The organism is Actinomadura chibensis NBRC 106107, from assembly GCF_001552135.1.
GTDB classification, from domain to species: Bacteria; Actinomycetota; Actinomycetes; order Streptosporangiales; family Streptosporangiaceae; genus Spirillospora; species Spirillospora chibensis.
Genome location: NZ_BCQP01000041.1, coordinates 1 through 25,975 on the forward strand (window position 1 = coordinate 1; position 25,975 = coordinate 25,975).

A 25,975-nucleotide genomic window follows, 5' to 3' on the forward strand; every position below is an offset into this window, starting at 1 on the left:
GGGCCACCGCGGCGAGCCAGCGGCGGGCGCCGTCCACGCCGGTCAGCGCGTCGTGGACGCCGTGCCGGTCGGCGAAGACGGTGTTCATCAGTTCGACCGGCAGCGCCTGTCCCATCAGCGGGGGCTGCGAGGTGGGCATCCCGCCAGTCTACGGTCTTCTAACGGATACTTCCCGCTTTATCCGTTTGACAGCGGACGAGCCACGGACCTACCGTTCTAACGGATGAAGAACAACTAACCCGTTAGAGTCGCCATCGGAAGGGTCCGCCATGAGCGAGTCACGTCCGCCGTTCCCGCCGTTCGACGAGGAGTCGGCACCGCGGAAGGTGCAGGCCGCCGAGGACGCGTGGAACACGCGCGACCCGCACCGGGTCAGCCTCGCCTACACGCCCGACTCCGTTTGGCGGAACCGCGACACCTTCATCACGGGCCGGGACGAGATCGTGCAATTCCTGACGGCGAAATGGGAACGCGAACAGGACTACGTGCTGCGCAAGAGCCTGTGGGGTTTCCGCGGAAACCGCATGGCCGTCCGGTTCCAGTACGAATGGCACGACGCGGACGGCCAGTGGTGGCGCAGTTACGGCAATGAATTGTGGCAGTTCACCGAGAGCGGGCTCATGAGCCGCCGCGAGGCAAGCATCAACGACGTGCGGATCGCCGAGTCCGACCGCCGCTGGTTCGGGCCGCGCTCGGACGACGAGCGCGGCCCGGGCCACGAGATTCCCCTCCGGTGAGTTCGGGCGTGGGTCAGCGGACGTCCACGTAGTCCCCGGCGCCGGTGACGGGCATGTAGGTGGCGCTGCCCGCGTAGACGGCGCGCCAGGTGCCGTCCTGCTTGGCGGTGAACGACTTGCGGAACACGCCGGTGGAGGCGCTGCGGGTGGTCCCGGCGAGCGTCCACGACGACGTCCCGGCCCGCTGGAAGTAGATCTTCACCGTCGCGCCCGACCCGGGCTTCCACCCGCCGACGTTCCGGCTCAGCTTGCCCTGCACCGTGAGCGCCCTGCCCTTGCGGACGGGCTCCGGCGCGGCGTTGAAGGAGGTGATGGAGGTCGCGTACCGCGTGTCGACGAAGTCGGTCCCGCTGACCACCGGGCGGTACGCGGCCGACCCCGCGTAGCGGACCCGCCAGTACCCGTCGCGCGCGGCGGGCGCGCCGACCGAGAACGCCCCGGTCGAACCGGTCGTCCCCCGGCCGACGCGCGTCCACCCGGACGTGCCGTTCGCGGAGAACTCGACGTCCACGGTGGCGCCCTTCACGGCCGCGCCGTTCGCCAGCAGCCGTCCCGACGTCGTGACCGTCCCGTTGAGCGCGACGGGCTCCGGCCCGGCGTTCGCCCCGCTGAACGCGGTGACGGCCCGCGCGGTCCCGACCTCCAGCGGCTGCCGGACCTCGCTCCGGGTGAACAGCCCGGTCGAGTTGGGCGCGTACTGGACGAGCAGCTCGCCCGGGGACGCGGTGAAGGTGAACTCGAACGACCCGCCCGCGCCGAGCGTCTCGACCTTCCCGAGGTACCGCGTGTCGCCGCCGTCGAACGGGATGATCCACGCCTCGACGTCCTCACCCGGCCCGAGGGTGACCGGCCCGCCGGTCCCGGCGCGCGTCAGCGCTCCCCGGACGGTGACCGTGCTGCCCGCCGGGACCGGGTTCGGCGCGCTGACCCGCGCCGAGATCGCCGTGGCGGTCTGGTTGACGGTGACCGGGAGCGCCGACCGGCCCTGGCACACCACGCCCTTCGCGGCGTTGGAGAGCTCGGGCCGGACGAAGGCGTCGCCCCGCACGGTGAACCGCCCGTCGGCGCCGGTCTCGGCGGTCCCCGGCGTCCCGAGGAGGTTCACCGACAGCCCGGCCGCGGGCTGGAGCGCGGCGCCCTTGGACGTCCGGTAGGAGATGCCGCCGGACGCCGTCACCGTCCGGTGGTCGGCGTCGAGCACCGAGGGCGTCGCGGTGACGCCGGAGTAGACCGCTCCGTAGCACGCCTGGAAGGTGTTGGCGTTCTGGCCGAGCAGGTCGCCCTTCGCGTCCTCCACGTAGGCGATGGCCCAGTGCCCGCCCGGGTGCTCCTCGACGGAGACCGGGAGGGAGCCCTGCCAGGTGCCGTCCTGCGCGGTCCCGCTGATCAGCCGGAGGTCTCCGAGCGTCGCCCAGCTCTCCCCGAACCGCGAGTCGGCGAGCCACGCGCGAACCCGCGCGACGCCCTCGCCCTTGACGTCCACCGTGACGGTCACGGGGTGCGCGGGATCGTCGCGGTCCAATGTCGAATGCACGAACACGTAGGGGGCCGCGTGCGCGGCGGGCGCGGCGACCACGACGACGGGCGCCGCCAGGACGGCGGCGGAGATCAGAGAGCGGAAACGGCGATGCACGGAATGCCTCCTCGGGCTGCTCACCCAGGAGGACGCGGCGCCCCGCCTCCAAGATCACATATCTTAGATTACGAATCGGTCACTGATCGCTCAGAGGTAACTGGCGGGAGGTCCGCGGCCGGAGCCAGGCGGCTGATCACGTCCGCGTACCGCCACGCCCCGTCGACCGGGATCGGGTACAGGACGGGCATGTCGACCCCGGCCTTGCGGTACTCCTCGACGCGGGCGCGGCACGCGGCCGGGTCGCCGTGGGCCACGAACGAGTCCGCGACGTGCTGCGGGACGTGCCGGGCCGCCCCCTCGAAGTCGCCCGCGCGGATCCGCTCCCGGACGGCGTCCATCGGGTCCCCGAACAGGCTCGGCGCGGCGGGGTGCAGCGCGTAGCGCGGGACGACGGCCCGCGCCCCCCGCGCCGCGACCTCCGCGTCGTCGGACAGGCAGGTGTGGACGACGCACGAGATCTCGACGTCCGCCGGGTCGCGTCCCGCCGCCACGGCGGACTCGCGGACGACGGCCACCGCCTCGGCGGCCCGGTCCGGCGACATGAGGTTGAGGATCACGCCGTCGGCCACGCGGCCCGCCAGCCGCAGCATGCGCGGCCCGAGCGCGGCGAGGTGGACGGGCAGGTCGGAGCGGTGCGGCGGACGGTCGAACAGCACCCGCCCGGTTCGGAAGACGGCGCCGTCGAAGCCCGGCGCGCCGGTGAGCGCCGCGCGCAGCACCGCCACGTACTCCTCGATCATCTGGAGCGGCGGCAGCGGCGGCAGGCCCAGTTGGGCGTTCCTGGCCGCGTTCGCGAGGCCGAGGCCGAGCCGGAACCGGCCGCCGGACATGTCGTCCAGGTGGACGGCGGTCCTCGCGGTGAGCACGGGCGGGCGCAGCGCCGCGTTGGCGATCGCGGTGCCCACGGCCACCGACCGGGTCGCCGCGATCATCGGCTGGCACAGCGCCAGGGCGTCGCCGTTCACCTCGGCGACGAACACGGCGTCGTATCCGGCGTCCTCGGCCGCCCGGGCCAGTTCGCCGAGCTCCGCGTGCGGCAGGGCGCTGTTCGACGCGATGGACAGGCCGAGGCTCATGCGGCCGCCTTTCCCGGTCTAGATGATCAGTTCGTCGATCTCCCGCACCGCGTCCGCGAGGGCGGCGACGATCTTGCGGCGGGTGGGGACGTTCATACGGCTCGCGGGAACGGAGATGTTCAGCGCCAGCGGGGAGTGGTTGGAGCGGGGCAGGGCCATCGCCACCGACATCACGCCCTCCTCGCTCTCCTCCTTGCTGGTCGCGTAGCCCTTGCGGCGCACGTCCTTCAGCGCGTCCAGGAGGGCGTCGCGGGAGTCGATCGACGCGCCCGTCATCTGTTCGAGCTTGGGCTCGGGGTACAGGTCCATGAGGTCGGCGTCCGGCAGTTGGGCCAGCATGGCCTTCCCGGTCGAGGTGCAGTGCGCGAGCATCGACCGGCCGAGGCGGGACCCGACGCGGACGGCGCGCGGGCTCTCGATCGAGTCGATGAAGCGGACCATCTGCCCTTCGAGGGTCCCGAGGTGGACGGTCTCCTGCAGCTCGGCGTTGAGCCGCTCCAGCACCGGGCGGGCGCGTTCGCGCACGTCGAGGCGGCCGAGCAGGGAGAAGGCGATCTTGTCGAGGGACGGCCCCGGCTCGTACATCCGGGACTGCCGGTTCTGCCGGACGAAACCGCGGTACTGGAGCATCGCGAGGAGCCGGTGCGCGGTGGACGAGGCGACGCCGAGGTAGTCCCCGGCGTCGGTCAGCCGGAGGGAGCCGCGCTCGCCGATCAGCCAGAGCAGCCGGAGGGCGTTGTCGACCGACTCGATCGGGTACTGCGGGGGCGCGGAGTGCTCCGGCTCGGCGGGCGGCTCCGCGTCCGGACCGGCGGGGTGATCGGGCATTGGTGCCTTTCTGGCGGTTGTCTTGGAACGCGGTCGTGAGCGCGTCTGGCGACGTCCCGATCGGGACTCTCCATTATCGCTCCGACACCGGCGGCGCGGAGAGCCGCGCCGACCGCGCGGCCCCCGCGCGCACGGGGGTCAGGTTCCGGCGGTCAGCGCGTACATCTCGTAGACGAGCGTGCTGCCGGTCCGGCGTCCGAGGCCGACCGCCTGCACCCTGTTCAGCCACCCGTACCGCTCGTCGTCGGTCTCGAAGGTGGGCGCGGTGAAGATGACGCCGCCGTCCGCGGGCGGCTTGTCGGCCTTCCCCCGGTAGGTCATGGCGATGACGGCTCCGTCGTCGGTGCGCAGCAGGATCCGGGCGTCCACGCTGACCGAGTTGTCGGCGTGGACGCGTACCCAGTCGCTGGCGCTGCGTCCGAGCTGGCTCGCCCGGACCCGGTCCCCCTCCCACCGGCAGTCGGCGGCCTCGCCGATGAGGCGCCCGCCCGCGGGGGTGGACGGCAGCTTCGTGTGCCGCTCGATCGTGATGGTCAGCGTGCCCAGCGGGTCCAGCTCGATGCCCACGCGCGCTCCTTCGGCCGACTCGGGGGTTGACATCCGATGACCAGAAAAGCATTCTGCATTGAAGAAATCAACCGACACCCTCGCTGATCAGAGAGGCCAGCCATGACTGGATTCGACCGACCTCGGGGCCTCAACCACGTCGCGTACGTGACCCGTGACACCGCGGCGACCAAGCGCTTCTACACCGAGCTGCTCGGCCTCCGGCTGGTCGGCTACGCCATGGACGACAGCGTGGGCAGCACCGGCGAGCCGACGACCTTCCTGCACACGTTCTTCGAGATGGGCGACGGCTCCTGCATCGCGTTCTTCGAGATCGAGGGGCTCGACGCCGACCACAACGACTCCCCGCTGCCGCGCTGGGCGCCGCACATCGCGCTCTCGCTGGACAGCCTGGAGGAGGTGGGGGCCGCCCGTGACCGGCTGGTCGAGGCGGGTGTCGAGGTCAAGGGCGTGGTCGATCACGAGGGCATCTGGTCGTCCATCTACTTCTTCGACCCCAACGGCGTGCGCCTGGAGCTGACGTACCAGAACCGTCCGCTGAACGACGACGACGCGGCGGCGGCGGAGAAGGCGGTGCGCGCCTGGCAGGACGAGCACGGCCCGGCCCGCGCATGACGCTCGCGTCCACCCGGCACGCGGTGGCCGACGAGGACGCGGCGCAGGACCTGTTCACGCGGAACGGCTGGGGCGACGGGCTGCCCGTCATCCCGCCCACGCCGGAGCGCGTCGAGCGGTTCGTCGCGGCGTCCGGCATCCCGGCCGGCCAGGTGATCGGACGGCTGCCCGAGCAGGGCGCCGCGCTCACCCTGGAGAAGATCGCGGTCAACGCGGTCGCGGCGGGGTGCCGCGAGGAGTACATGTCGGTGCTGGTCGCGACCGTCCGCGCCCTCACCCGCGAGCCGTTCAACCTGCACAGCACGACGGTCAGCGGCGCCACCGCGCCGCTCCTGATCATCAGCGGGCCGGTGGTGGACCGGCTGAACGTCAACACGTCGTTCAGCCTGTTCGGGCCGGGCCACCACGCGAACGCCACGATCGGCCGGGCCGTCCGGCTCATCCTGCAGAACCTGTGCGGGGGCGTGCCGGGCGTCCTGGACAAGTCCACCTTCGGGCATCCGGGCAAGTACGCCTACTGCGTCGGCGAGAGCACGACCTTCCCGCACGCCGCCGGGTGGCCGCCGCTGCACGCCGACCGGGGCGTGCCCGCCGACCGGAGCGCGGTGACGGTGTTCGCCGGTGAGGCGCCGGTCAACGCGCGCAACGACTGGGCGGGCGAGCCGGGCCCGATCCTCGCCACGATCGCGGACGCGATGCTGCCGTGCCACTACACCGGCGGGAGCTTCGTCGTCGTGATCGGCCCCCGGCACGCCGAGATCGTCCAGCGCGCCGGGATGACGAAGGCGGACGTGCGCGAGGAGCTGTTCCGGCTGGCCAGGCGCAGCGTTGGAGCGCTCCGCCGCGCGGGCCGCCTCCCGGACGCCGCCGCCCCGAGCGACGACGAGGAGCGCACCGTCGTCCGCCGTCCCGAGGACATCCTGATCACCGTCGCCGGGGGCGACGCCTACGGCTACTCGGCGGTCGTCCCGTACTGGGTCGGCGGCCACGAGTCCGAGCCCGTCACCGAGCCGCTCTCCCCTGAGGAGGCGGAGAGGTGCCAGATACCGCCGAGGGAGACGTCATGACCGGAGCGAAGCGAGGATCATGGCGTCCCCGCCGCGGGGGCCTGGGGGTCGTCCCCCAGAAAGGCAGGGCGTCATGACCGGAGGACTCGTCGTCCTTGATCCGACCGCCGACGTCCCGCGCGAGACGGTCGGGGCGCTGCCGCGTCCGGTGACGCTGTCCGGGCTCGCGGTCGGGTACCTCGACAACGGCAAGCCGAACAGCGACCGCTTCCTCCGCCTGCTCGCCGCGCGGCTGCGCGAGGACGGCGCCCTCGACGCGGCCTGGGAGCGCAAGCCCAGCATCGGACGGGTCGCGTCCGAGGAGACGCTCGACGACCTCGCCGCGCAGTGCGACGTGGTGGTGACGGGAGTGGGCGACTGCGCCGGGTGCTGCTCGTGCACGGTGCGGGACGCGATCGCGCTCGAACGCCGGGGCGTCCCGGCCTACGTCGTGTGCACCACGGAGATGGTCACCACGGCGCGGATCGCGGCGCGGGCGGCGGGCGTCCCCGAACTGCCGCTGACCGTCATCGACCATCCGCTCGGCTCGCTGACCGACGACCTGCTCGCCGCGCGGGCCGAGGTCGCGCTCGGCCAGATCCGCGGGCGGGCGGACCGGTGACGGCGGCCGAGCGGGCGGCGGCGGAGCGGGTGGCGATCGTCACCGGCGGCGGACAGGGGCTCGGCCGGGCCTACGCGGCCCGGCTGGCGCGGGCGGGGAACCGCGTCGCCGTCGTGGACGTCGCGGGCGCCGCCGCGCACGCCGCCGCCGCCGACATCGCCGCCGACGTCGGCGCGGACCGGGTGAGCGCGCACGAGGCCGACGTCACCGACGAGGACCAGGTCGCCGCGTTCGTCGGCGCGGTGGTCGAGCGCTGGGGACGCGTCGACGCCCTGGTCAACAACGCCGGGGGCGCGCTGCTGCCGGCCGCGCCGTTCGACTCGTTCGACCGCGCCGAGTGGACGCGGGTCCTCGACGTGAACCTGACCGGGCAGTGGCTGTGCGCGCGGGCGGTCGTCCCGCACATGCGCGCCGCCGGGCACGGCAAGATCGTGAACGTCAGCTCGACCATGGTGTCGAAGGGCCTGCCGGTCGGGCTCGCGCCCTACGTCGCGGCCAAGGCCGGGGTGGTCGGCCTGACCCGGGCGCTCGCGCGCGAGCTGGGCCCGGACGGGATCCGCGTGAACGCCATCGCGCCCGGCTACATCCCGGTGGAGACGAGGAAGACGGTGCACACCCCGCGGGCGGCGACGGCGCTGCGGGAGCGCATGAAGACGGAGCAGTGCCTGCCGGTGGTCGGCGTCCCGGACGACCTCTGCGGCGCCGTGGAGTTCCTGTGCTCCCCGGCCTCGGACTTCATCACCGGGCAGGTCGTGAACGTCGACGGCGGCTGGGCGCACGGCTGACGGCGGCCCGGCCCGCCCCGTTCCAGCGGCGTCCGCACGCGCCGCGGCCCCGGCACGCCCGCGTGCCGTCCACATGTGGTCCGACCAGCGCGAATATCCGTCAGGAAGGCCCCGCGAAGGGCTTTACGGACGCACCCGCACTCGCTATTCTCCAGAAACCAATTCTGGAGAAAAGAGAACCTGGCCGCCGAGACCGTGCTCAGCAGGCGCTTCGCACGCTCGCCAGATGAAGGGATCCCACGATGATCACAACCGGCACCGCCGGTCGCGTCGCGGTCGGGCTGACCGTCGCCGCGCTGGCCCTGGCGGCCTGCGGCGGCGAGGGCTCCGACTCCGGCGGCGGGTCCAAGACACTGAAGATCGGCCTCGTCACCAGCTCCGCCGGGCCGTTCGCCAGCAACGCGAAGACGATGGTGGCGGGCGCCGAGTACGCCGTGAAGCTGCTGAACGACGCGGGCGGCGTCGGCGGCGCCAAGCTGGAGCTCGTCAAGGTCGACAGCCAGAACAAGCCGACCGCCACCGCGACGCTCATCCCCGAGCTGGCCGCGAAGCAGAAGGTCCTCGCGATCGTCGGCCCGGTGGACAGCGCGGGCTGCGAGGTCGCCTGCACGGCGGCCAACAAGCTCAAGGTGCCGATCGTGAGCCCGGGGGCGGCGCGTCCCGGCGTCCTGCAGAACGCCCGCCCGTACGGCTTCACGATCGCCCAGCCGGACGCCGACAACAGCACCCCCGTGCTCACCAAGATCATTCAGAGTAAGAAGCTGAAGCGCGCCGCGATCATCAGCGACGAGGCCAACGCCACCACGAAGGCCCAGGCCGACCTGTTCCGCAACGTCTTCGGCAGCAACGGCGTCGAGATCGTCAAGGCCGTGACGTTCAAGAGCGGCGACTCCAGCTTCGCCTCGCAGATCACGTCGGTCGCCGCCGCGAAGCCGGACGTGCTGGCCCTCGCCGCCGGTCCGGACGACGCGGGCCGCATCGCGCGGGAGGCGCGCAGCCAGCGCCAGGACTTCACGCTGCTCGGCACCGGCTCGCTCCAGTCCGGCGGCGCCGCCTACGTCGCGGCGGGCGGGAAGGCCACCGAGGGCACGCTCGCCGCCGCCCAGTACGACCCGCACAGCGAGACGCCCGCGGCGAAGCCGCTGCTGGAGGCGGCGCAGACGGCCACCGGCCAGGCCGACATCCCGCTCAACTTCGCCTATGCCTTCGACGCCGTCCACATGATCGCCAAGGCGATCGAGGAGAAGGGCGTGAAGGCCGGTGACGTCGAGAAGGGCCGGGTCTCGATCCAGGAGAGCCTCAACGCCATGCAGAACTACCAGGGCATGGCCGACGCCAGCACGTTCAAGGAGGGCATCGCGCAGCGGCCGCAGCTCCAGGCGGTCGTCAAGGACGGCAAGTTCGTGATCGACAAGAGCGCCGGCTGACCGCATGCTCGCACAGCAGCTGTTCAACGGTCTGTTGCTCGGGGCGACCTTCTGCCTGGTCGCCCTGGGCTTCAACCTCGTCGTCGGCGCGATGGACCGGCTCAACTTCGCCCTCGGCGAGACGGCGATGCTGAGCGCCGTCCTCGGCGCGCTCATCATGACCGAGACGCCGGCGCCCTTCCTGGTGAGCTTCGCCGCCGCCACCGCGATCGGCGGGGGCGTGGCGGTGGCGGTGTACTACCTGTCGTTCCGGTTCGTGTCCGCGGACTTCCCGACGGCGTCGATCCTCAGCAGCCTCGGCTGCGGGCTGGTGCTGACCGCCGCCGTCACCAAGGCGTTCGGCAGCCACCAGCGCTCGGTCCCGGACGTGCTGTCCGGCGTCCGGCTCGACCTCGGCGCCTTCACCGTGTCCGGCGCGCAGCTCGTGATCCTGCTGCTCGCCACGCTGCTGACGGCCGGGCTGTACGTGTTCCTCGAACGCACGCCGTGGGGGACGGCGATCCGCGCCGTGTCCGACGACGCGACCGCCGCGGGCCTGCTCGGCGTCCCGGTGCAGCGGGTCATCCTGCTGACGTTCGCGCTGTCCGGCGTCCTCGCCGGGGCGGCGGGCCTGCTGACCGGGCTCGCCTACCACTCGGTCAGCCCGTTCGACGGGTTCACCACCACGCTCACCGCACTGATGATCATCGTGGTGGGCGGGCTCGGCAGCGTCTCGGGCGGCGTGCTCGCGGCCCTGCTCATCGGGCTGATCCAGACGCTGACCGTCGCCTACCTGTCGGCGACGCTCCGCGACCTGATCGTGTTCGTCCTCGTCGGCATCGTGCTGCTGGTGCGGCCGCAGGGGCTGTTCGGACGCAACGCCGGCGTGTTGGAGAGGGTCTGATGTCCAGCTTCAACGAGGCGGTCATCCTCACCGTCGGCATCAACGTCCTGCTGGCCCTCGGCTACTGGATCGCGGTCTCGACCGGCAAGTACTCGTTCGGTCACACGGCCTTCATGGCGATCGGCGCCTACACCGCGTCGATCCTGACCGTGAACTTCTCCTGGCCGCTCCCGCTCGCCATGGTCGCGGCGGGCGTCACGGCGGCCGTCGCGGGCGCGCTGATCGGCTGGATGGCGCTGCGGCTCTCGCTGCTCTACCTCGCCATCATCACGTTCGTCTTCTCCCAGCTGGTCAACCTGCTGATCTCGCAGTGGGACTACGTCGGCGGCGCCAGCGGCATGCTCGGCATGACCGGCACGACGGTGCCGCTCGTGCTCGGCTGCGTGCTGCTCGCGGTCGGCTACCTCGTGCTGCTGAGCCGGTCCCGGCTCGGCCTCGCGCACAGGGCGATCCGGGAGGACGAGCGGGCCGCGATGGCGTCCGGGCTGCGCATCACGCGCATCGCGGTCGGCGCGTTCGCCACGTCCGCGGCGGTGACGGGCGTCGCCGGGGCGCTGTCCGCGCACCAGCTCATGGTCATCACCCCGGAGCTGTTCGGCCCGCACCAGGCGCTGCTGATCATCCTCTACTGCGTGCTCGGCGGGGTCGAGTACTTCTGGGGCGCGGCGATCGGGGCCATCGCGCTGAGCCTGCTGCCGATCTACTTCGACTGGCTGAACGAGTGGTACGAGATCGTCTACGGCCTGCTGTTCGTGGCGCTGATGATCGTGCGCCCGCAGGGGCTGATCGGGCGCGGCGGCGCGGGCGGCGTCCGGTTGCCGCGGCTCGTCCCGCGACGGGAGCGTGAGTCCGTTGGCTGAGCCGCTGCTGCGGGTGTCCGCGGTGACCAAGCACTTCCAGGGCGTCGAGGCGCTCGGCGCGGTCGACCTGGAGGTGGCCGAGGGATCGGTGCACGGCGTCGTCGGCCCGAACGGGGCGGGCAAAACGACCCTGCTCAACGTCGTCTCCGGCTACGTCCCGCCGGACGAGGGACGGGTGGTGCTCGGCGGCCGGGACGTCACCCGCCTCACCCCGCAGCGGCGGGTGCCGCTCGGGATCGTCCGGACGTTCCAGAACATCCGGCTGTTCGGCGGGCTGACCGTCCTCGACAACGTGCTGCTCGGGCAGCACAGCCGGGCCGTCACCGGGGCGCGGTCGCTGTGGCCGCTGCGGACCGGCGCGGACCGGCGGCTGCGCGCCGAGGCCGAACGGTCCCTGGAGCTGTTCGGGCTGGCCGCCTACCGGGGCCGCCGGGCCGCGGAACTGCCCTACGGCCTGCAGAAGCAACTCGAAATGGCGCGTGCGCTCGCCGCCCGGCCGAAGGTCCTGCTGCTCGACGAGCCCGCGAGCGGCATGACCGCCGAGGACCGGCGGTCCCTCGTCCCGCGGATCCGGGAGCTGCGGGACGAGGGGCTGACCGTCGTCGTGGTCGAGCACGACATGGACGTCATCTCGAACATCTGCGACCACGTCACCGTGCTCAACTTCGGCCGCAGGCTGACCGACGGACCGCCCGGACAGGTCCTCGCCAGCGATGAGGTAAGGACGGCCTACCTTGGCACTTGAACAGGCACCTGAACAGGCACCTGAACCGGAAGAGCTGCTGAAGATCACCGGGCTGCGCGCCGGGTACGGCCGCGTCACCGGGGTCGCGGACGTGAGCGTCGAGGTGCGGCGCGGCGAGCTGGTCGCGGTGCTCGGGCCGAACGGCGCGGGCAAGAGCACGGTGCTGCGCGCCGTCTCCGGGATGATCCGGCCGTGGTCCGGCAGCGTCGTCCTCGCCGGGCGGGACGTCACCGGCCTGCGCAGCGACCTGCTGGTCCGCGCGGGCATGGCGCACGTGCCGGAGGGGCGGCGCGCCCTGCCCCGGCTGACCGTGGAGGAGAACCTCCGGGTCGGCGCGTTCACCCGCCGCGACCGCGCGGAGGTCCGGGCGTCGCTGGACGAGGTCTTCGACCGCTTCCCCCGCCTGAAGGACCGCCGCGCGCAGAAGGCGGGCACCCTCTCCGGCGGCGAGCAGCAGATGCTCGTGATCGGCCGGGCGCTGATGGCGAAGCCGAAGCTCCTCCTGCTGGACGAGCCGTCCCTCGGCCTGTCGCCGCTGCTCGTCCGCGAGGTGTTCGCGATGATCCGCGCGCTCGCCGCCGACGGCCAGACCGTGCTGCTGGTGGAGCAGAACGTCGCCCAGGGCCTCGCCGTGGCCGACCGCGGCTACGTCCTCACCGCCGGGCGCGTCACCGCGTCCGGCCCCGCCGCCGAGCTGGCGGAGGACCCGTCGCTGCTCCGCGGCTACCTCGGCTCCGCCGAATAGCCGAATAGCCGAACCGCCGAAGGAAAGGGAGAGCCCGTGCCGTCTCGCCGCCGTTTCGAGGAGAGGTCCGTCATCGTCACCGGGGCCGCGTCCGGCATCGGCCGGGAGACGGCCGTCCGGTTCGCGCGCGAGGGCGCGCTCGTGACCGTCGCCGACATCGACGCGGAGGGCGCGCGGCGGACCGTCGAGGCGATCACGGCGGACGGCGGCGCCGCCCGCGCCTGCCGGACCGACGTGTCGGACCCGGACGCCGTCCGGGCCATGGTGGACGGCGCCGCCGAGGCGTACGGCGGGCCGCACGTCCTGCACAACAACGCCTACTGGGCGCCGCTCGGCCGCACGGTCGCCGACACGACCCTGCCGGAGTGGGACCGGACGATCGACACCACGTTGAAGAGCGTCTTCCTCGGCTGCAAGTACGCCATCCCGCGCATGGTCGCGGCGGGCGGCGGCGTGATCGTCAACACCGCGTCGACGGCCGGTCTGGTCGCCACCCCGAGCTTCGCCGCCTACATGGCGGCCAAGGGCGGCGTCATCGCGCTGACCAGGTCGGTCGCGTTCGACTACGGCAAGGACGGCATCCGCTGCAACGCGGTGGCCCCCGGGCTGATCAGGACGCCCGCCACCGACCCGGTCTTCCGCGACCGGGACCGGCTCGACTTCCTCACCGACAAGCTCGTCCTCGGGCACGCGGGCGAGCCGAAGGACATCGCGGAGGCCGTCCTCTACCTGGCCGGGGACGAGTCCCGCTTCATGACCGGCCAGACGATCGCGGTCGACGGCGGCCGCCTCATCGCATGACGGCCCACACGAGACGAAAGGTGCGTGAGCGGTGATCGAGCTGCTCGGGATCCCGATGGCGGCGGGCGCCGGCATCGACATCTACTCCGGGGTGGCCCGGATGGCCGGGAAGGTGTGGGGGTCGCTGCACCGCGCGGCGGAGCCGTCCCGGACGGCCGTGGTCGTGGTGCACCCCAGCTCGAACTTCCTCGGCCACTACCTGCTGGGCCCGCTGGCCGAGCGCGGCGTGGACGCCGTCGGCCTGAACACCCGCTACATCGGCAACGACAGCGCGCTCATCATGGAGAACTGCGTGCTGGACGTCGGCGCGGCGATCGGGTTCCTGCGCGGGCGCGGCTACGAGAAGGTCGTGCTGATCGGGAACTCCGGCGGCGGCGGGCTCACCGCGTTCTACCAGAGCCAGGCCGAGTCCCCGACCGTGCGCGCGACGCCCGCCGGGGACCCGCCGGACCTGACGAAGGCCGAGCTGCCGCCGGTGGACGGCCTCGTGTCGCTGATGGCCCACCCGGGACGCGCCATCGTCTACACCGAATGGCTGGACCCGGCGATCGTGGACGAGCACGATCCGCTCACGCGCGACCCCGAACTCGACATGTTCGATCCGCGCAACGGCCCGCCCTACAGCCCGGAGTTCGTCGAGCGGTACCGGGCCGCGCAGCTCGCCCGGAGCCGCCGGATCACCGCGTGGGTGCGGGAGCGGCTCGCCGCGCTCGACGAGCGCGACGACGGCCTGCGCGACCTGCCGTTCCTGGTGCACGGCACGGTCGCCGACCCGCGCTTCCTGGACACCGCGCTCGACCCGTCCGACCGCACGCCCGGGACGCTGTGGGGTCCGGCGGTGACGTCCAACCTGCTGCCCGCGACGCTCGGCCACCACACGAGCCTCCGCTCGTGGCTCAGCCAGTGGAGCGTGGACGACTCCAACTGCGACGGCCCCCGCCACATCGCGCGGACGAACGTCCCGACGCTCGTCATGTACGGCACCGCCGACCAGGTGTGCTTCCCGAGCCACGCCCGGTCGATGTACGACGCGATCCAGCATGACGACCGGCTGCTCGTGCCGGTGGAGGGCGGCAACCACTACCTGCAAGGACAGCCCGACCTGATCGCGCACGTCGCCGACACGCTGGTCGGCTGGATGGAGACGAAGGGGCTACGCGCATGAGCGAAGCGAACCGGGGGGCGTGGGGGGTCGTCCCCCCACGAGGAGAGAGAGCATGACTGAGTTGCATCCGGATTTCGCCGATCTCAAGGTCGAGCCCGGCGAGTCGCACATCGAGGGCAGGCACGAGCTGTTCGACATGGTCAACGTCCTCGCGTTCGGCGGGGCGGCGGACCGTCCGACGCACGTGCCCGCAGAGCTGGGCGCGATGGGGCCCGTCCGGATCTGGGAGTCCACCGGCGCCGCGGACTTCCTGCCGTTCTGGAACACCAACCTGGACGGCGCGCAGTACCTCTACATCGCCTACGGCAGCGTCCGCGTCGAGTTCAAGGACACCGAGGGCGACCAGCGGTACGGCCACTACGTGGGCAGGGCCGGTGACCTGCTGCGGCTGCCCAAGGAGGTCGCCCACCGGACGTACTCCGGCGACGGCAGGCGCCGCATCACCCTGGAGCTGATGCCGCACAACCCGTTCTGGGACGACCTCGGCAAGAACCCCGTCACGCCGGACACGAGCCGGAGGGCCGGCGGTTTCGCCTTCGAGATCCACGACACGGAGGTCGAGATCTCCTGGCCGGGCGGCGGCTCGTTGCGCACCCCGCGCGACTCGTTCATGCGCGGGGTGCGGGCCCTGTGCGCCTACGAGATGCACCTCGGGCACAACGAGTTCGACGGCGGCTTCGTCGTCCACGACCTCGGCGAGCGGGTGCGGCTGAAGGCGGGCGGGCATGAGGAGACGCTGGACGGCCGGGACGTGCTCGCGGTCTTCCACGGCCTCCGCGACGCGCTCACCGAAGGCGGCTGAGCTCGTGCCTCCAGGCCGTGGCCTCGTTGAACGCGCCGCCCAGGTCGGGGAGTTCGGCGAGGTCGCGGTCCGGCAGGTCGCGTAGCGTCCCGCCCGCGCTCGCGACCGTGAGCGACAGCCGCGCGATGGTGTCGACCGAGATCGCGCGGAGCACGGCCTCCGGCACCGTCGCGCCGGTGCTGGTGATCCCGTGCCCGCGCAGCAGCACCACGGCCTTGTCGCCGAGCGCGTCGGCCATCTCCCCGGCGAGCCGCCGGTCGCGGACCAGCACGCCGCGCGGATACACGGGCACCCCGGCCTCGGCGAGCCGGGCGCCGGGGATGTCGAACGCGCCGACGATGGGCCGGATCGCGATCCCGGCCAGGTCGGCGGCCACCACGGCGGGCGGGTGCGCGTGGACGACCGCCTGGACGTCCGGGCGCCGTCGCAGCACCTCGGTGTGGAGGGGCAGTTCGTTCGGCGGCGTCCAGCCTCCGTCGAGTTCGCCTTCCGCCCCGGGCGCGCCGTCCAGGTCCACCAGGTGGATGTCGGCGGGCGTGGTGTGCGCGAGGCCGCGCTCGTGCGGCCCGCGGCAGCGGACGAGGAGCCGGTCGGGGCCGGTGCGCAGGCTGATGTGGCCGAGGATCCCGTCGGCCAGGCCGCGGGCGGCGAGCACGCGGCAGGCGTCCGCGATCTGGCGGCGCGGCTCGGCGAAGGGTCGTTCGGTCATGATCGCCTTCCGGTGGGACGGGCGTCGGCCAGCGGTTCGAGTTCCTCGACGGCCCGGGTGAAGTCCGCCTCGGCGGCCAGGAGCCGTCGGCACGCGACGAGCGCTCGCGGCCAGTTGAGGGTGACGGCGGCGGCGAGGCGTCCGGCGGCGTCGGTGTAGGCGACGGCGGCGCGCGGCCTGTCGCCGGTCGGGTCGCCGAGCACGGTGTGCCCGGTCGCCCGCGCCGGGCTCCCGGCGATCTGGATCTTCCAGTCGTACTGGTCGCTCCACACGTACTCCACCGGCCGGTAGGGGACCGGCTCGTCGGGGCGGACGATGTTGCGGGCAACGCAGGCCGCCTGCTCGACGGCGTTCGTCCAGTGCTCCACCCGGACGTGGCCGCCGTGCCGCGGGTGCGGCCAGCGGGCCACGTCACCGGCCGCGTACACGTCGCGCGTCCCCTGCGCGCGGCAGTACTCGTCGCAGAGCACGCCGTCCGCGACGTCCAGTCCGGACGAGCGCAGCCATCCGTCGTTGGGGACGGCGCCGATGCCGACCACGACGGTCGCGGCGGGCAGGACGGTCCCGTCGTCAAGGAAAACGCGGAGGTCGCCGCTCGTCCCCTCGATCGCGACCACTCCGGTGCCGAAGCGAGTTCGAACGCCGTGGCGCTCGTGGATCCCGCTCAGCAGCGGCCCGATCGTCGGGCCGACGACCCGCGCCATCGGATCGCGGAGCGGATCGACGACCGTGACCCGGCGGGCGAGCCCGCGCGCGGCGGCGGCCACCTCGGCGCCGACGAACCCGCCGCCCACCACGACGACGTCGCCGCCGCGCAGCAGGTCCCGGCGCAGCGCGGCGCCGTCGCGGAGGGTCCGCAGCACGTGGACGCCGTCGCGCGCCGCCCACGGCGACGGCCGGGCGGACGCCCCGGTCGCGATCACGCACACGTCGTAGCGGACGCGGGTGCCGTCGCTGAGCCTGACCTGCTTGTCCTCGACGTCGAGGTGTTCGGCGGCGGCTCCGAGGCGCAGTTCGACCCGCTCGTCCGCGGGCCCGCCGTTCAGGAGGGCCAGCTTCCCGGCCGTCCAGGCGCCGGTGAGGAAGTGCTTCGACAGCGGCGGCTTGTCGTAGGGCGCGGTGTCCTCGGCGCCGACGACGAGGACGCGGCCGTCGAACCCGCCCGCCGCGAGCGCCTGGGCGGTGCGGACGCCCGCGACCGACGAGCCGACCACGACGGCGGTGCGGCTCACGCGGCTCACTCGTCCTCGATGGTGAGCGCCGACACCGGGCAGCTCCGGGCGGCCTCCTCGACGCGCCGCCGGTCCTCCTCGGGGATCCGCTCCTTCAGCAGGACGACGACGCCGTCGTCGTCGATGTCGTAGACGTCCGGGGCGCCCGCGACGCAGTTCGCGTAGCCCTGGCAGGCGGTCTTGTCAGCCCGCAGGATGGGCATGGCGACAACTCCTATCCGTTGTTGCGTTGGGCGTCATCAGGACTTGGCGGCCATTCCGCCGTCCGGATGCACGACGTCCCCGGTGATCCCCCGGGACCGGGACGAGGCGAGGAAGACGTAGCTCCACGCGTGGTCCTCGCCCCTCAGCGCGACGCCCAGCGGGGTGCGCGCGGCCAGCTCCGCCGCCCGGCCGGGGGTGTCGTCGAGCCGCCGCGCCTGCTGCCCGAGGCTCGGGATCCCCCGCAGGTCGGTGTTGAGGGTGCCGCCGGGGGCGACGCCGTTGACGCGGACGTCCGGCGCCAGCTCGTGCGCCAGCGCCGTCACCAGCCCGCGCACCGCGAACTTGGACGACACGTACAGCACGCCGCCCCGTCCCGGGTAGTACGCGGACGTCGACTCGGTGAGCACGATCGAGCCGCGCGACCGGCGGAGCGCGGGCAGCGCCGCCTTCACCGAGTGCAGGTGGCTCTTGACGTTGGTGGAGAACATCTCCGCGAACGCCTCGTCGAGCACGTCGGCGTCCAGCTCTTCCAGGCCGCGGTAGAAGTCGAAGACGCCGACGCAGTTGACCAGGACGTCCAGGCCGCCGAACGCGGCGACCGCCGCCGCGACGGCCTCGTCGTTCGCCGCCCGCGTCGTCGCGTCGCCGACCGTGACCGGCACGCCCGGCAGCGCCTCGGCGATCGCCTCGGCCTTGGCCGCGTCCCGCTCCAGGACGGCGGCCGACGCGCCCTCCGCGCGGAACGCGTCGAGCACCGCGCGCCCGATGCCCGACCCCGCGCCCACGATGAGCGCCCGCCGCCCGTCCAGCCAGCCGGTCATTCGTCCTCCGCTTCGGGGTCGTCCTGGACGAGCGAGCCGAAGGGGTGGCCGATCATCTCCGAGAACGTCGCGGTCTGCTGCCAGGTCAGCGCCTCCAGCTCCAGCGGGCACAACGCGATCCACTGGCCCGAGCGCGGGGACTCCACCAGCAGCCGGGCGCCGTTCCGCGTCTCGACCTTGGTGATCCTGATCTCGGCGAACTCGTTGCCGAGGACGAGCGGCTCGCCCTGAGCGTGCTCCAGGAGCCGTCGCCGCTCCCGCTCGGCGCGGGCGGCGCCGTCGGCGTCCTCCCGCTCGCCCTCCCAGCCGATCGTCATAGGAAGATCGCAAGGTTCTGCATGCGGATCACCGACTCGTCCACCAGGATGGTGCGCCGCGCGAGCCGCCAGCCGTCGGCCTCGCGGCGCAGGAGGTCCTCGCGCCCGGCCGAGACCAGGGCCGGTTCGCGGACGTCGCCGCGGCTGCGGAACAGCAGCACCCCGGAGTCGACGACGAGGTGGTCGTCGTCGCCGGTCGCGAACGTGCGCACGTTGGTGACGTGGTGGCGCAGCCTGGACGGCGGGTCCTCCGTCCAGGCGTGCTCGGTCAGGAAGCGGGCGACGCGCCGCGAAAGGGAGTACTTGTTCTCATCGAAATGCGCGGCGCCGGGCGCGGTGTCGAATCCCGTTCCCAGGGCGGTCGTCACCCTCACGGGCATCAGGTAGTGGATGTCCTCGGTGAGCAGTTCCAGCCATTGCGTGTACGCCTGCTCGTCCAGCAGGTACGCCTCGTCGACCAGCCATTGGTGCGCGAGCAGGTGCCGTTCGTCGCCGAAGGGCAGGGTGGAGCCGACGCGCCGTTCGCGTGGCGCGTGGCCGCCGAGGATCGACCGCGCCGAATGGGTGTCCTGGCCGCCGGTCACTTCCCGGCCTCCGCCCGCTGCCCGTTCACGCCGACCTCGACCCCGGCCGCCTTCGGCATCGGCCGTTCCATGTGGTCCGCCCAGCGCAGGAGCAGTTCCCGCTGGTTGTGCTCGCTGTATCCCGTGCGGGCGATGCCGGGTCCGCTGAACCGCTCCGGCGGAAGGGCGGGGGAGACCTCCGTGCCGTCCTCCAGCAGGCCCATCCGGCTGTTCAGCATGAGCCGCCGGGCCATCGACCCGGCTGCCGTGTTGGTCAGCGAGACCCAGTTCTCGACGTCGTCCTGCTCGAACATCCCCGTGCTGCCGAAGCACATCAGATACGCCTTGTAGGAAAGGCGTTTGAACTCTTCCGGAGCCTCGGCGTCCACGGCGAACCAGGAGAGGATCTCGGTCTCGTCGTGGCTGATCGGCTGCCACTGCCGGACGGAGATGAACGGGACGACGTCGTCGGAGTCCTCCACTCGCGGCCAGTTGTGCACGAAGCTCAGGTTCGGGAACACCGTGGCCGCCGAGATCATGAAGCCGTCCCGGCCGATGACCTCGCACTGCTCCCGCGACCATGCCCGCTTCATCCGCGTGATCATTTCGTCGGGATAGCCGACGTAGCGGAGCCGTTCGTCCAGGTCGCCGGGCGGCAGTTTGTACGTCGTGCCGCCGCCGTTCCCGGCCCAGTACGTGGCGCCGTCCCGGCGCTTCTCCGCCTTCGGCTCCCGGAAAAGGCCGATCTCCACCACGCTCGTGTGGGTCTGCGGCGTGTGGTACATGTCGCCCGCGAAGTTCTCCGCGCCGATCTTCCAGTTCGCCTTCACCCGCCAGCGCTGCGGGCCGCGCATCTCGATGCCGCTCGGACTCTGCTTGGTGTAGTAGTCGAGATAGAAAGCGAAATCGCCCAGGTAATCGCGCAGCGGCGGCGCGTCGTCGGCCAGGCTGATGAAGATCATGCCGTTGTGCGAGCCGATGTTCGGGGCGCGCAGGAGCCGCTGGCTCTTGCGCTTGAACCCCGCCTCGCCGCCGTAGGCGTCCTGGTGGAAAGGCAGGCCGACGATCCGTCCGTCATTCCGGTAGGACCAGCCGTGGTAGGGGCAGCGGAAATGCGAGGCGTTGCCCATCTCGGCCCGGCAGACCTGCATGCCCCGGTGCAGGCACATGTTGAAGTGCGCGTGGATCTCGCCCTTCTCGTCCCGGACGACGATGAACGAGTCGTCCAGGACGCGGCGGACGACGTAGTCCCCGGCGCTCGGGATCTCCGACTCGTGGGCGACGAACGTCCACGCCCTGCCGAACACGCGTTCCTTCTCCAAGGCGAAGACGTGCTCATCGTTGTAGATGTGCGCCGGGACCATGCCCCGCCGCACGCTACCCAGGACACCCGCTTGGTCGATCATCTGCGACGTCTCCCCACGACCCTCGTCTCCCACCCGAACGTCCCGCCCAAGTTTCTCTGTAGTGCAGAGTCACACTCTGGATAGTAGAACAGCGCCCCAATGGGGCTGTCAACCAGGGTCAGGCCCGCCGAGGAGGCGCTCCGGGAGCCGGGACCGGCGTCCTTCTGCACTGCGGAAATCCGTGGACGCTCGCCGGACGGCCATATGAGGGTGGTCGCGTTCGTACCGAACGATCGGTACGTTCCCGCGATCGGCGCCGCTCCAGAAGGAGAACCCATGTGCGAGCTTCTCAACCAGGCCGTCGCGGCGAGCGCGCCGGCGGCGGGGCCGTCGCGGCGCGGCGTGCTCGGCGGAATCGGGACCGCCCTGCTCGGCGGCGGGCTCGCGATGGCGGCGGGCATGCCCAGCGCGGAGGCCGCGCCGCCTCCCAAGCCACGGAACCGGACGCGCCTCGTGCTCCTCGGCACCGGCGGCGGACCGATCGTGCTCAGCGGCGACCGGATGGGCATCTCCACCGCCGTCGTCTACGGGGACGACATCTACGTCGTCGACCTCGGCCATGGAGCGGCGGTCCAGCTCTACCGCTCCGGCCTGCTCGACGGCCCGGCGGGACGCGCCAGGGTACGCGGGATCTTCTTCACGCACATGCACTCCGACCACACGGTCGAGTGGCCGGCGCTGTACGCCACCGCCCACGTCAACCTGCGGCAGGGACGCCCCGGCGAGCCGTTCCGCGTCTTCGGGCCGGGCGACCGGCCGGTCCCGCCCCGGACGTTCCCGCCCGAGCGCCCCGCGCCGGGACCGGTGAACCCGGGCGGCCCGATCTCCGGGATCTCGGCCATGACGGGCTACCTCCGGCAGGCGTACGCCGCGGACTTCGAGGACCGCATCCGCGACGCGAACATGACCGACCCGAACAAGCTCTTCGAGACCCACGACATCGACATCTCCCCGTACTGGACCGTGGACGCGGCCGGAATCCCGCCGCGCCTCCCCGCCGGGACCCGCATCCCCGTCTGGCGGGACGGCGACGTCACGGTGACCGCGACGCTCGTCGACCACCGTCCGACCGCCCCGGCGTTCGCGTTCAGGTTCGACACCCCGGACGGGTCGGTCGTCGTCTCCGGCGACACCGCCCCCTCGGAGAACCTGATCGACCTCGCCCAGGGCGCCGACTACCTGGTGCACGAAGTGATCGACCCGAAGTACGTCGACGAACTGGCGGCCACCCTCCCGCCCGAGATCAGGGAACCCGCACGCCAGCACCTGCTCGCCTCGCACACCACCATCGAGCAGGTGGGACGGGACGTGGCCCAGAAGGCCAGGGCGCGCAACCTCGTCCTGACCCACCTCGTCCCGATGAACAACCCCGTGAACCGCTGGCGCGCCGCGCAACGCGGCTACTCGGGCAAACTCATCGTCGGACAGGACCTCATGCAGCTGGGAGTAGGCACCCACCCAGGTCGATAGAACGCGGCCGCTACTCCCCGAAGGAACCGGGGACACTCTCGTGAGCATCCGTGCGACGCATCGCGCTCTGCTGAGCCGTCTGCTGCCCGACGACGAACCGGACGGCCTGGCGGTACGCGAGGGGCAATTCCACATCGTGGTCATCGGCGCGGACCGCGTCGTGTGCCTGCCGCGCACCGAGGCGGCGGCCGCCCGCCTTCCCCAGCGGGCGGCCGCCCTGGACGCACTCGCGGGCCTCGACCTCGGCTTCCGCACACCTGGGCCACTGCTCCGGTCCGGCGCCGATGAGGAACCATTCCTCGTACTGAGCCGCATTCCCGGGGAACCGCTGGAGAGTGGCGCTCTCAACCGATCCCAGGTGTTCGACGCCGTCGCGGAGCAATACGTCACGCTGCTGTCCGGTCTAGCCCGCGCCGGCACTGACGAAACAGTACGGACGGTTCTCCCTCGGGAAAAAGAAGACCGGTGGCGCCTGTTCGCACAGGACGTGCGCGCGGACTTGTACCACTTCATGTCCGACAGCGGGCGGCTGCGGGCCGAACGGGAACTCGCGGCACTCGACGGCTTTCCCCCGGGCGCCCGAGCAATGGTGCATGGCGACCTCGGTGCCGAGAACGTCCTTTGGGAGTGGACGAACGGGCTGCCGCGCCTTTCCGGAGTGCTCGACTGGGACGATGTCGCGATCGGAGACCAGGCCGAAGACCTCGCGGCCATCGGCGCCGGTCACGGCCCCGAGTTGCTGGAGCGGGTACTCGCCTTGGGCGGCTGGCCAGACCACGGGCTCCATACCCGCATCGCCGCGATCCGCGGCACATTCGCGTTGCAGCAGGCCCTTTACGCGCTCCGCGACGGCGACGAGGAAGAACTCGCGGACGGCCTGGCCGACTACCGGTGAATCCGGCGGGAAATCGAATCGCTTCGTCGTTATCGGTGTGCGACGGTTGTCGGGTGCCTCAACCGATCCTGCGCACCGACCGCCTGTTGCTGGTCCCGCTGGCCGACCGGCACCTCGACCTGGAGATCCGACTCGACTCCGATCCCGAGGTGCTTCGCTATCTCGCCGGCCGGGCGTCGACCAGGGACGAGGTGGTCGCCGCCCACGAAAGGCGAATGGCGCTGGCGGGCAAGGTGGACGGCCTGGGCCTCTGGACGGCCTTCGCCTCCGGCGGCGGCGAGCCGGGCGCGTCGCCACCGGACCGCGAGGAGGACGGCGAATTCGTCGGGCTGATGATGCTGCCGCCCGCGCACGGCCCCGACCAGCCCGACGACCCCACCGTCTCAGACCTCGGATACCGCCTCGTCCGCCGGTACTGGCGGCGGGGCCTCGCGAGCGAGGCGTCCCGCGTCCTGCTGCGGCACGCCTTCGACACGGTCGGCCAGAGCCGCGTGATCGCCCAGACCATGGCCGTCAACGCCGGATCCATCGGCGTGATGCGCGCCATCGGCATGCGCTACGTGCGCACGTACCACCCCGATTTCGGCGACGACCCGCTCCCGGGCACGGACCAGGGCGAAGTCGAATACGAGATGACCCGCACCATGTGGAACGAGACCCGCTGACGCAACCCCCATGAACCGACCGCCGGAGGTCAGGCGGGGTTCGTGGCGGTGGCCTTGAAGAAGGCGTAGTGGAAGGTGCCGTCCTCAGCGGCGGCGCGGCGGAGGTCGGCGACGCCGCGGTCGAAGTCGGCGGGTGTGGACAGGCCCGCGGCGACGGCCTCGTCGCGGACGGCCTCGACCATCGCGGTGAAGGTGTCCAGGGTGAAGGCCCGCGCGAGCTCCGGACGGGACCCGTCGGCGTACACCGTGCGCGGCGCGGCGCGCACCCCTTCGTATCCGGCGGCGGTCAGCAGCGGCCGCAGCCGCCGTCCGACCAGGGCGTCCCCGCCCGCCGCCGCCTGCAGCGCGACCAGGTGGCCGATCGCGGCGCGGGCGTGGGCGCTGTCGGGGTGCAGGAACACCGAGCCGTGGTCGCCCTCGATCACGGTGATGGACCCGCCGGGGCGCAGCACGCGGCGCAGCCCGGCGAGCGCGGCGCGCGGGTCGGGCAGGTGCTCCAGGACGAAGCACACGAACAGGTGGTCGAACGCCCCGTACGCGAAGGGAAGGTCGTGCAGGTCGGCGCGGACGAAGTCCACCGACGCGCCCGGGTGGGTCTCGGCGACGCGGGCGCGGGCCTGATCGAGCGACGCGGCGGACACGTCCACGGCGGTCAGCCGCGCGCCGGGGGAGCGGGAGACGAGGTGCACCGTCTGCGCGCCCACCCCGCACCCGACCTCCAGCACCCGGCTCCCCGCCGGGAAGGACGTGCCGTCGTGCAGCAGCGCGGCCAGCGCGTCGGCCTGGTCGCCGAGCCGCCGCGCCTCCCGTCCGGAGTATCCGTGCACGTATCCGGGGGCAGGGGCGGGTGAGGTCGTCGTGTCCATGGACGCCACCCTGCCCGCCGCAATGGCCCGTCCGACAGGTCCAATTCAAGAGGTCCAGGATGGTCCAGTTCGCGGGGCGTCGGCGGCCGGGCGCGGGACGCGGCGCACGGTGACGGCGCCCAAGGCGGCGTGCAGCGCGGCGGCGACGACGGCGAAGGAGATCCCGTAGCCCACGCCCGCGACGGCGGTGGACGCGACATACCAGCCGACCCCGCCGGAGACGCCCGTGGGCAGCAGCAGGAGCAACCCGCCCGCGATCGTGAAGTGGCTGGTCAGCAGTCCGGCCCGAGCCCGAGCACCCGCACCCGCGCGGCCTGGCGCTGCTGTCGTCCCTGGGCGAGTCGATGCCCGCCGTCGTCCTCGGTCGCCGCGGCGACGTGCTGGCCTGGAACCGCACCGGCCACGCCCTGCACGCCGCCCACGTCGACTTCGACGCGCCCGCCGACCCGGACCCCGCATGTTCTTCCTGGACCTGCTCACCCGCGACTCGCTGCGCTACTGGGACGAGCTGGCCCGCGTCCACGGACGCCCTCCACCTGCTGGCGAGCGCAGCGTTTTAGAGGTGCTCGGTGAACCAGTCGGCCGCGACCTTGGCCGTCTCGCGACGCACCTGGACGTCCTCGTAGAGGGTCAGGTGGGTGGAGCGGGGGACGACGTGGAACTTCTTGCGCGGCCCGGGGATCGCGTCGAACGCCTCGGCCGCGAGGTCCCAGTGCGTGTGGTCGTCGCCCTCGGCGACGCACATCAGGGTGGGCGTGGCGACAAGGCGCGAGAGGAACGGGCGGACGCTGTAGGCGAGCAGCATCTCGGTCGACCGGGCCGTGGCGTCGCCGACGTAGCCGGGCGCCTCCGTCGCCTTGATGCGGGCGAAGGTGTCGCGGCTCGCCGGGAACGGGAACGTTCCGACGGCTCCGAGTTCGACGGGCTGGTGGTCGATGTAGGTGTGCTCGCCCGTCTCGAACAGCCGGGCGCGCGCCTCCTCCAGGGCGGCGCGCAGGGCGCGGAAGCTCACCGTGCCGTGCGAGAGGCGGAGGTTGTCCCAACCGTCGATGACGGGGACGACCGAGCACACGGCGCGGACGCGCGGGTCGATCGCGCCGAGGATGAGGACGTGCCCGCCGCTGTAGGAGATGCCCCAGGCCCCGATCCGGGCGCCGTCGATCTCGTCGAGCGCCTGTAGGTGGGAGATCGCGTTCCGGTAGTCCTCGATCTGCCGCCAGGGGTCGATGTGCCGTCGCGGCTCTCCCGTGCTCCCGCCGAAGTGGCGGTAGTCGATGAGGAGCGCGGCGACCCCGGCCTCCGCGAAGACCTCCGCGAACAGCGGCTGGGCCACCTCCTTGACGTAGCACCACCCTCCCGCGAGGACGACGGCGGGATGGGGCCCGGGGCCGTCCGGGACGTAGAGCAGGCCGCTCAGCTCGTCGCCGTCGCTGGGCACGGTCACCGCGCGTGGTTCTGCCATTCCGGCTCCCTGGTCATCTCATGGG

32 protein-coding genes are annotated in these 25,975 nt (G+C 72.4%); 17 read left to right on the forward strand and 15 right to left on the reverse strand.

The window, feature by feature from the left end; translation table 11 throughout:
• Positions 1-269: 269 nt before the first annotated feature.
• Positions 270-737: a nuclear transport factor 2 family protein gene (locus tag ACH01S_RS23585; RefSeq protein ID WP_067895327.1), complete on the forward strand. Its 468-nt coding sequence runs from the start codon at positions 270-272 to the stop codon at positions 735-737.
• Positions 738-750: 13 nt separating this feature from the next.
• Here ACH01S_RS23585 and ACH01S_RS23590 read toward each other — a convergent pair whose 3' ends face one another.
• The 4 genes from ACH01S_RS23590 to ACH01S_RS23605 form a co-directional block, all read right to left on the reverse strand.
• Positions 751-2,370: a hypothetical protein gene (locus ACH01S_RS23590; protein WP_067895330.1), complete on the reverse strand. Its 1,620-nt coding sequence runs from the start codon at positions 2,368-2,370 to the stop codon at positions 751-753.
• Between the two features lie 68 nt (positions 2,371-2,438).
• Positions 2,439-3,449, reverse strand: coding sequence for an LLM class flavin-dependent oxidoreductase (locus tag ACH01S_RS23595; RefSeq protein ID WP_067895333.1), 1,011 nt, complete (start codon positions 3,447-3,449; stop codon positions 2,439-2,441).
• Between the two features lie 18 nt (positions 3,450-3,467).
• Positions 3,468-4,277 carry an IclR family transcriptional regulator gene (locus tag ACH01S_RS23600; protein ID WP_067895335.1) on the reverse strand — a complete coding sequence of 270 codons (810 nt, stop codon included), beginning with the start codon at positions 4,275-4,277 and terminating at the stop codon, positions 3,468-3,470.
• A gap of 138 nt (positions 4,278-4,415) precedes the next feature.
• A complete protein-coding gene (locus ACH01S_RS23605; RefSeq protein ID WP_067895338.1) occupies positions 4,416-4,844 on the reverse strand; it encodes a DUF3237 domain-containing protein in 429 nt (142 codons plus the stop codon).
• A 102-nt stretch (positions 4,845-4,946) separates the two neighbouring features.
• Here ACH01S_RS23605 and ACH01S_RS23610 point away from each other — a divergent pair, with 102 nt between their 5' ends.
• The 12 genes from ACH01S_RS23610 to ACH01S_RS23665 all read left to right on the forward strand — a co-directional run bounded on the left by ACH01S_RS23610 (position 4,947) and on the right by ACH01S_RS23665 (position 15,340).
• Positions 4,947-5,459, forward strand: coding sequence for a VOC family protein (locus tag ACH01S_RS23610; RefSeq protein ID WP_067895341.1), 513 nt, complete (start codon positions 4,947-4,949; stop codon positions 5,457-5,459).
• Positions 5,456-6,526 (forward strand): hypothetical protein, encoded by a 1,071-nt coding sequence (locus tag ACH01S_RS23615; RefSeq protein WP_067895344.1) that lies wholly within the window; start codon positions 5,456-5,458, stop codon positions 6,524-6,526. The genes ACH01S_RS23610 and ACH01S_RS23615 overlap by 4 nt, the downstream gene beginning before the upstream one ends.
• A 73-nt stretch (positions 6,527-6,599) precedes the next feature.
• A complete protein-coding gene (locus ACH01S_RS44555) occupies positions 6,600-7,127 on the forward strand; it encodes a UGSC family (seleno)protein (RefSeq protein ID WP_067895347.1) in 528 nt (175 codons plus the stop codon).
• Positions 7,124-7,912: an SDR family NAD(P)-dependent oxidoreductase gene (locus ACH01S_RS23625; protein ID WP_067895350.1), complete on the forward strand. Its 789-nt coding sequence runs from the start codon at positions 7,124-7,126 to the stop codon at positions 7,910-7,912. The genes ACH01S_RS44555 and ACH01S_RS23625 overlap by 4 nt, the downstream gene beginning before the upstream one ends.
• A gap of 242 nt (positions 7,913-8,154) precedes the next feature.
• Positions 8,155-9,339 (forward strand): ABC transporter substrate-binding protein, encoded by a 1,185-nt coding sequence (locus ACH01S_RS23630; RefSeq protein WP_067895353.1) that lies wholly within the window; start codon positions 8,155-8,157, stop codon positions 9,337-9,339.
• 4 nt (positions 9,340-9,343) lie between these two features.
• Complete coding sequence (locus tag ACH01S_RS23635; protein ID WP_067895357.1) at positions 9,344-10,222, forward strand: branched-chain amino acid ABC transporter permease; 879 nt, start codon at positions 9,344-9,346, stop codon at positions 10,220-10,222.
• Positions 10,222-11,082 (forward strand): branched-chain amino acid ABC transporter permease, encoded by an 861-nt coding sequence (locus ACH01S_RS23640; protein WP_067895362.1) that lies wholly within the window; start codon positions 10,222-10,224, stop codon positions 11,080-11,082. Before ACH01S_RS23635 ends, ACH01S_RS23640 begins: the two co-directional genes overlap by 1 nt.
• A complete protein-coding gene (locus ACH01S_RS23645) occupies positions 11,075-11,827 on the forward strand; it encodes an ABC transporter ATP-binding protein (protein ID WP_218010363.1) in 753 nt (250 codons plus the stop codon). Before ACH01S_RS23640 ends, ACH01S_RS23645 begins: the two co-directional genes overlap by 8 nt.
• Complete coding sequence (locus ACH01S_RS23650; RefSeq protein ID WP_246236474.1) at positions 11,817-12,572, forward strand: ABC transporter ATP-binding protein; 756 nt, start codon at positions 11,817-11,819, stop codon at positions 12,570-12,572. The genes ACH01S_RS23645 and ACH01S_RS23650 overlap by 11 nt, the downstream gene beginning before the upstream one ends.
• A 36-nt stretch (positions 12,573-12,608) precedes the next feature.
• Positions 12,609-13,373, forward strand: coding sequence for an SDR family NAD(P)-dependent oxidoreductase (locus tag ACH01S_RS23655; RefSeq protein WP_067895366.1), 765 nt, complete (start codon positions 12,609-12,611; stop codon positions 13,371-13,373).
• 31 nt (positions 13,374-13,404) lie between these two features.
• On the forward strand, positions 13,405-14,538 hold the full coding sequence (locus ACH01S_RS23660) for an alpha/beta hydrolase family protein (protein WP_218010364.1): 1,134 nt from the start codon (positions 13,405-13,407) through the stop codon (positions 14,536-14,538).
• Between the two features lie 52 nt (positions 14,539-14,590).
• Positions 14,591-15,340, forward strand: a complete 750-nt coding sequence (locus ACH01S_RS23665) for a cupin domain-containing protein (protein WP_148344128.1) — start codon at positions 14,591-14,593, stop codon at positions 15,338-15,340.
• On the opposite strand, the gene phtC is transcribed toward ACH01S_RS23665, so the two are convergent.
• The 7 genes from phtC to ACH01S_RS23700 are packed head-to-tail and all read right to left on the reverse strand — an operon-like array spanning position 15,324 to position 20,562.
• Positions 15,324-16,049 (reverse strand): 3,4-dihydroxyphthalate decarboxylase, encoded by a 726-nt coding sequence (gene phtC, locus ACH01S_RS23670; protein ID WP_067895375.1) that lies wholly within the window; start codon positions 16,047-16,049, stop codon positions 15,324-15,326. The two genes, ACH01S_RS23665 and phtC, sit on opposite strands and share 17 nt — an antisense overlap.
• Positions 16,046-17,281, reverse strand: coding sequence for an NAD(P)/FAD-dependent oxidoreductase (locus ACH01S_RS23675; protein ID WP_067895379.1), 1,236 nt, complete (start codon positions 17,279-17,281; stop codon positions 16,046-16,048). Before ACH01S_RS23675 ends, phtC begins: the two co-directional genes overlap by 4 nt.
• A 5-nt stretch (positions 17,282-17,286) precedes the next feature.
• On the reverse strand, positions 17,287-17,484 hold the full coding sequence (locus ACH01S_RS23680; RefSeq protein WP_067895383.1) for a ferredoxin: 198 nt from the start codon (positions 17,482-17,484) through the stop codon (positions 17,287-17,289).
• A gap of 36 nt (positions 17,485-17,520) precedes the next feature.
• A complete protein-coding gene (hcaB, locus tag ACH01S_RS23685) occupies positions 17,521-18,306 on the reverse strand; it encodes a 3-(cis-5,6-dihydroxycyclohexa-1,3-dien-1-yl)propanoate dehydrogenase (RefSeq protein ID WP_067895387.1) in 786 nt (261 codons plus the stop codon).
• Positions 18,303-18,623 (reverse strand): hypothetical protein, encoded by a 321-nt coding sequence (locus ACH01S_RS23690; protein ID WP_067895390.1) that lies wholly within the window; start codon positions 18,621-18,623, stop codon positions 18,303-18,305. Before ACH01S_RS23690 ends, hcaB begins: the two co-directional genes overlap by 4 nt.
• A complete protein-coding gene (locus tag ACH01S_RS43755; protein WP_067895395.1) occupies positions 18,620-19,207 on the reverse strand; it encodes a 3-phenylpropionate/cinnamic acid dioxygenase subunit beta in 588 nt (195 codons plus the stop codon). Before ACH01S_RS43755 ends, ACH01S_RS23690 begins: the two co-directional genes overlap by 4 nt.
• A complete protein-coding gene (locus tag ACH01S_RS23700; protein ID WP_246236473.1) occupies positions 19,204-20,562 on the reverse strand; it encodes an aromatic ring-hydroxylating oxygenase subunit alpha in 1,359 nt (452 codons plus the stop codon). Before ACH01S_RS23700 ends, ACH01S_RS43755 begins: the two co-directional genes overlap by 4 nt.
• Before the next feature lie 306 nt (positions 20,563-20,868).
• Between ACH01S_RS23700 and ACH01S_RS23705 the strand changes: the two genes are divergently transcribed.
• From ACH01S_RS23705 to ACH01S_RS23715, 3 genes are read left to right on the forward strand one after another with little or no spacing between them, the layout of a single operon-like run.
• The gene (locus tag ACH01S_RS23705; protein ID WP_067895402.1) at positions 20,869-22,062 is read left to right on the forward strand and encodes an MBL fold metallo-hydrolase; all 1,194 of its coding nucleotides are present in this window, start codon (positions 20,869-20,871) and stop codon (positions 22,060-22,062) included.
• 40 nt (positions 22,063-22,102) lie between these two features.
• Positions 22,103-22,957: a phosphotransferase family protein gene (locus tag ACH01S_RS23710; RefSeq protein ID WP_067895405.1), complete on the forward strand. Its 855-nt coding sequence runs from the start codon at positions 22,103-22,105 to the stop codon at positions 22,955-22,957.
• A gap of 53 nt (positions 22,958-23,010) precedes the next feature.
• Entirely contained in the window at positions 23,011-23,622 is a 612-nt protein-coding gene (locus tag ACH01S_RS23715; RefSeq protein ID WP_067895408.1) for a GNAT family N-acetyltransferase, read from the forward strand.
• A gap of 29 nt (positions 23,623-23,651) precedes the next feature.
• Here ACH01S_RS23715 and ACH01S_RS23720 read toward each other — a convergent pair whose 3' ends face one another.
• Genes ACH01S_RS23720 through ACH01S_RS45455 form a run of 3 tightly spaced genes read right to left on the reverse strand, consistent with a single transcriptional unit; the run spans position 23,652 to position 24,901 of the window.
• The gene (locus ACH01S_RS23720) at positions 23,652-24,488 is read right to left on the reverse strand and encodes a methyltransferase domain-containing protein (protein ID WP_067895412.1); all 837 of its coding nucleotides are present in this window, start codon (positions 24,486-24,488) and stop codon (positions 23,652-23,654) included.
• Positions 24,489-24,533: 45 nt separating this feature from the next.
• A complete protein-coding gene (locus ACH01S_RS23725) occupies positions 24,534-24,734 on the reverse strand; it encodes a hypothetical protein (RefSeq protein WP_067895415.1) in 201 nt (66 codons plus the stop codon).
• Positions 24,735-24,760: 26 nt separating this feature from the next.
• A complete protein-coding gene (locus ACH01S_RS45455) occupies positions 24,761-24,901 on the reverse strand; it encodes a hypothetical protein (RefSeq protein ID WP_218010365.1) in 141 nt (46 codons plus the stop codon).
• Here ACH01S_RS45455 and ACH01S_RS46825 point away from each other — a divergent pair.
• Entirely contained in the window at positions 24,833-25,048 is a 216-nt protein-coding gene (locus ACH01S_RS46825) for an MmyB family transcriptional regulator (protein WP_370671583.1), read from the forward strand. The genes ACH01S_RS45455 and ACH01S_RS46825 overlap by 69 nt on opposite strands.
• On the opposite strand, the gene ACH01S_RS23730 is transcribed toward ACH01S_RS46825, so the two are convergent.
• Complete coding sequence (locus ACH01S_RS23730) at positions 25,045-25,950, reverse strand: alpha/beta hydrolase (RefSeq protein ID WP_067895418.1); 906 nt, start codon at positions 25,948-25,950, stop codon at positions 25,045-25,047. The genes ACH01S_RS46825 and ACH01S_RS23730 overlap by 4 nt on opposite strands.
• Between the last annotated feature and the right edge of the window lie 25 nt (positions 25,951-25,975).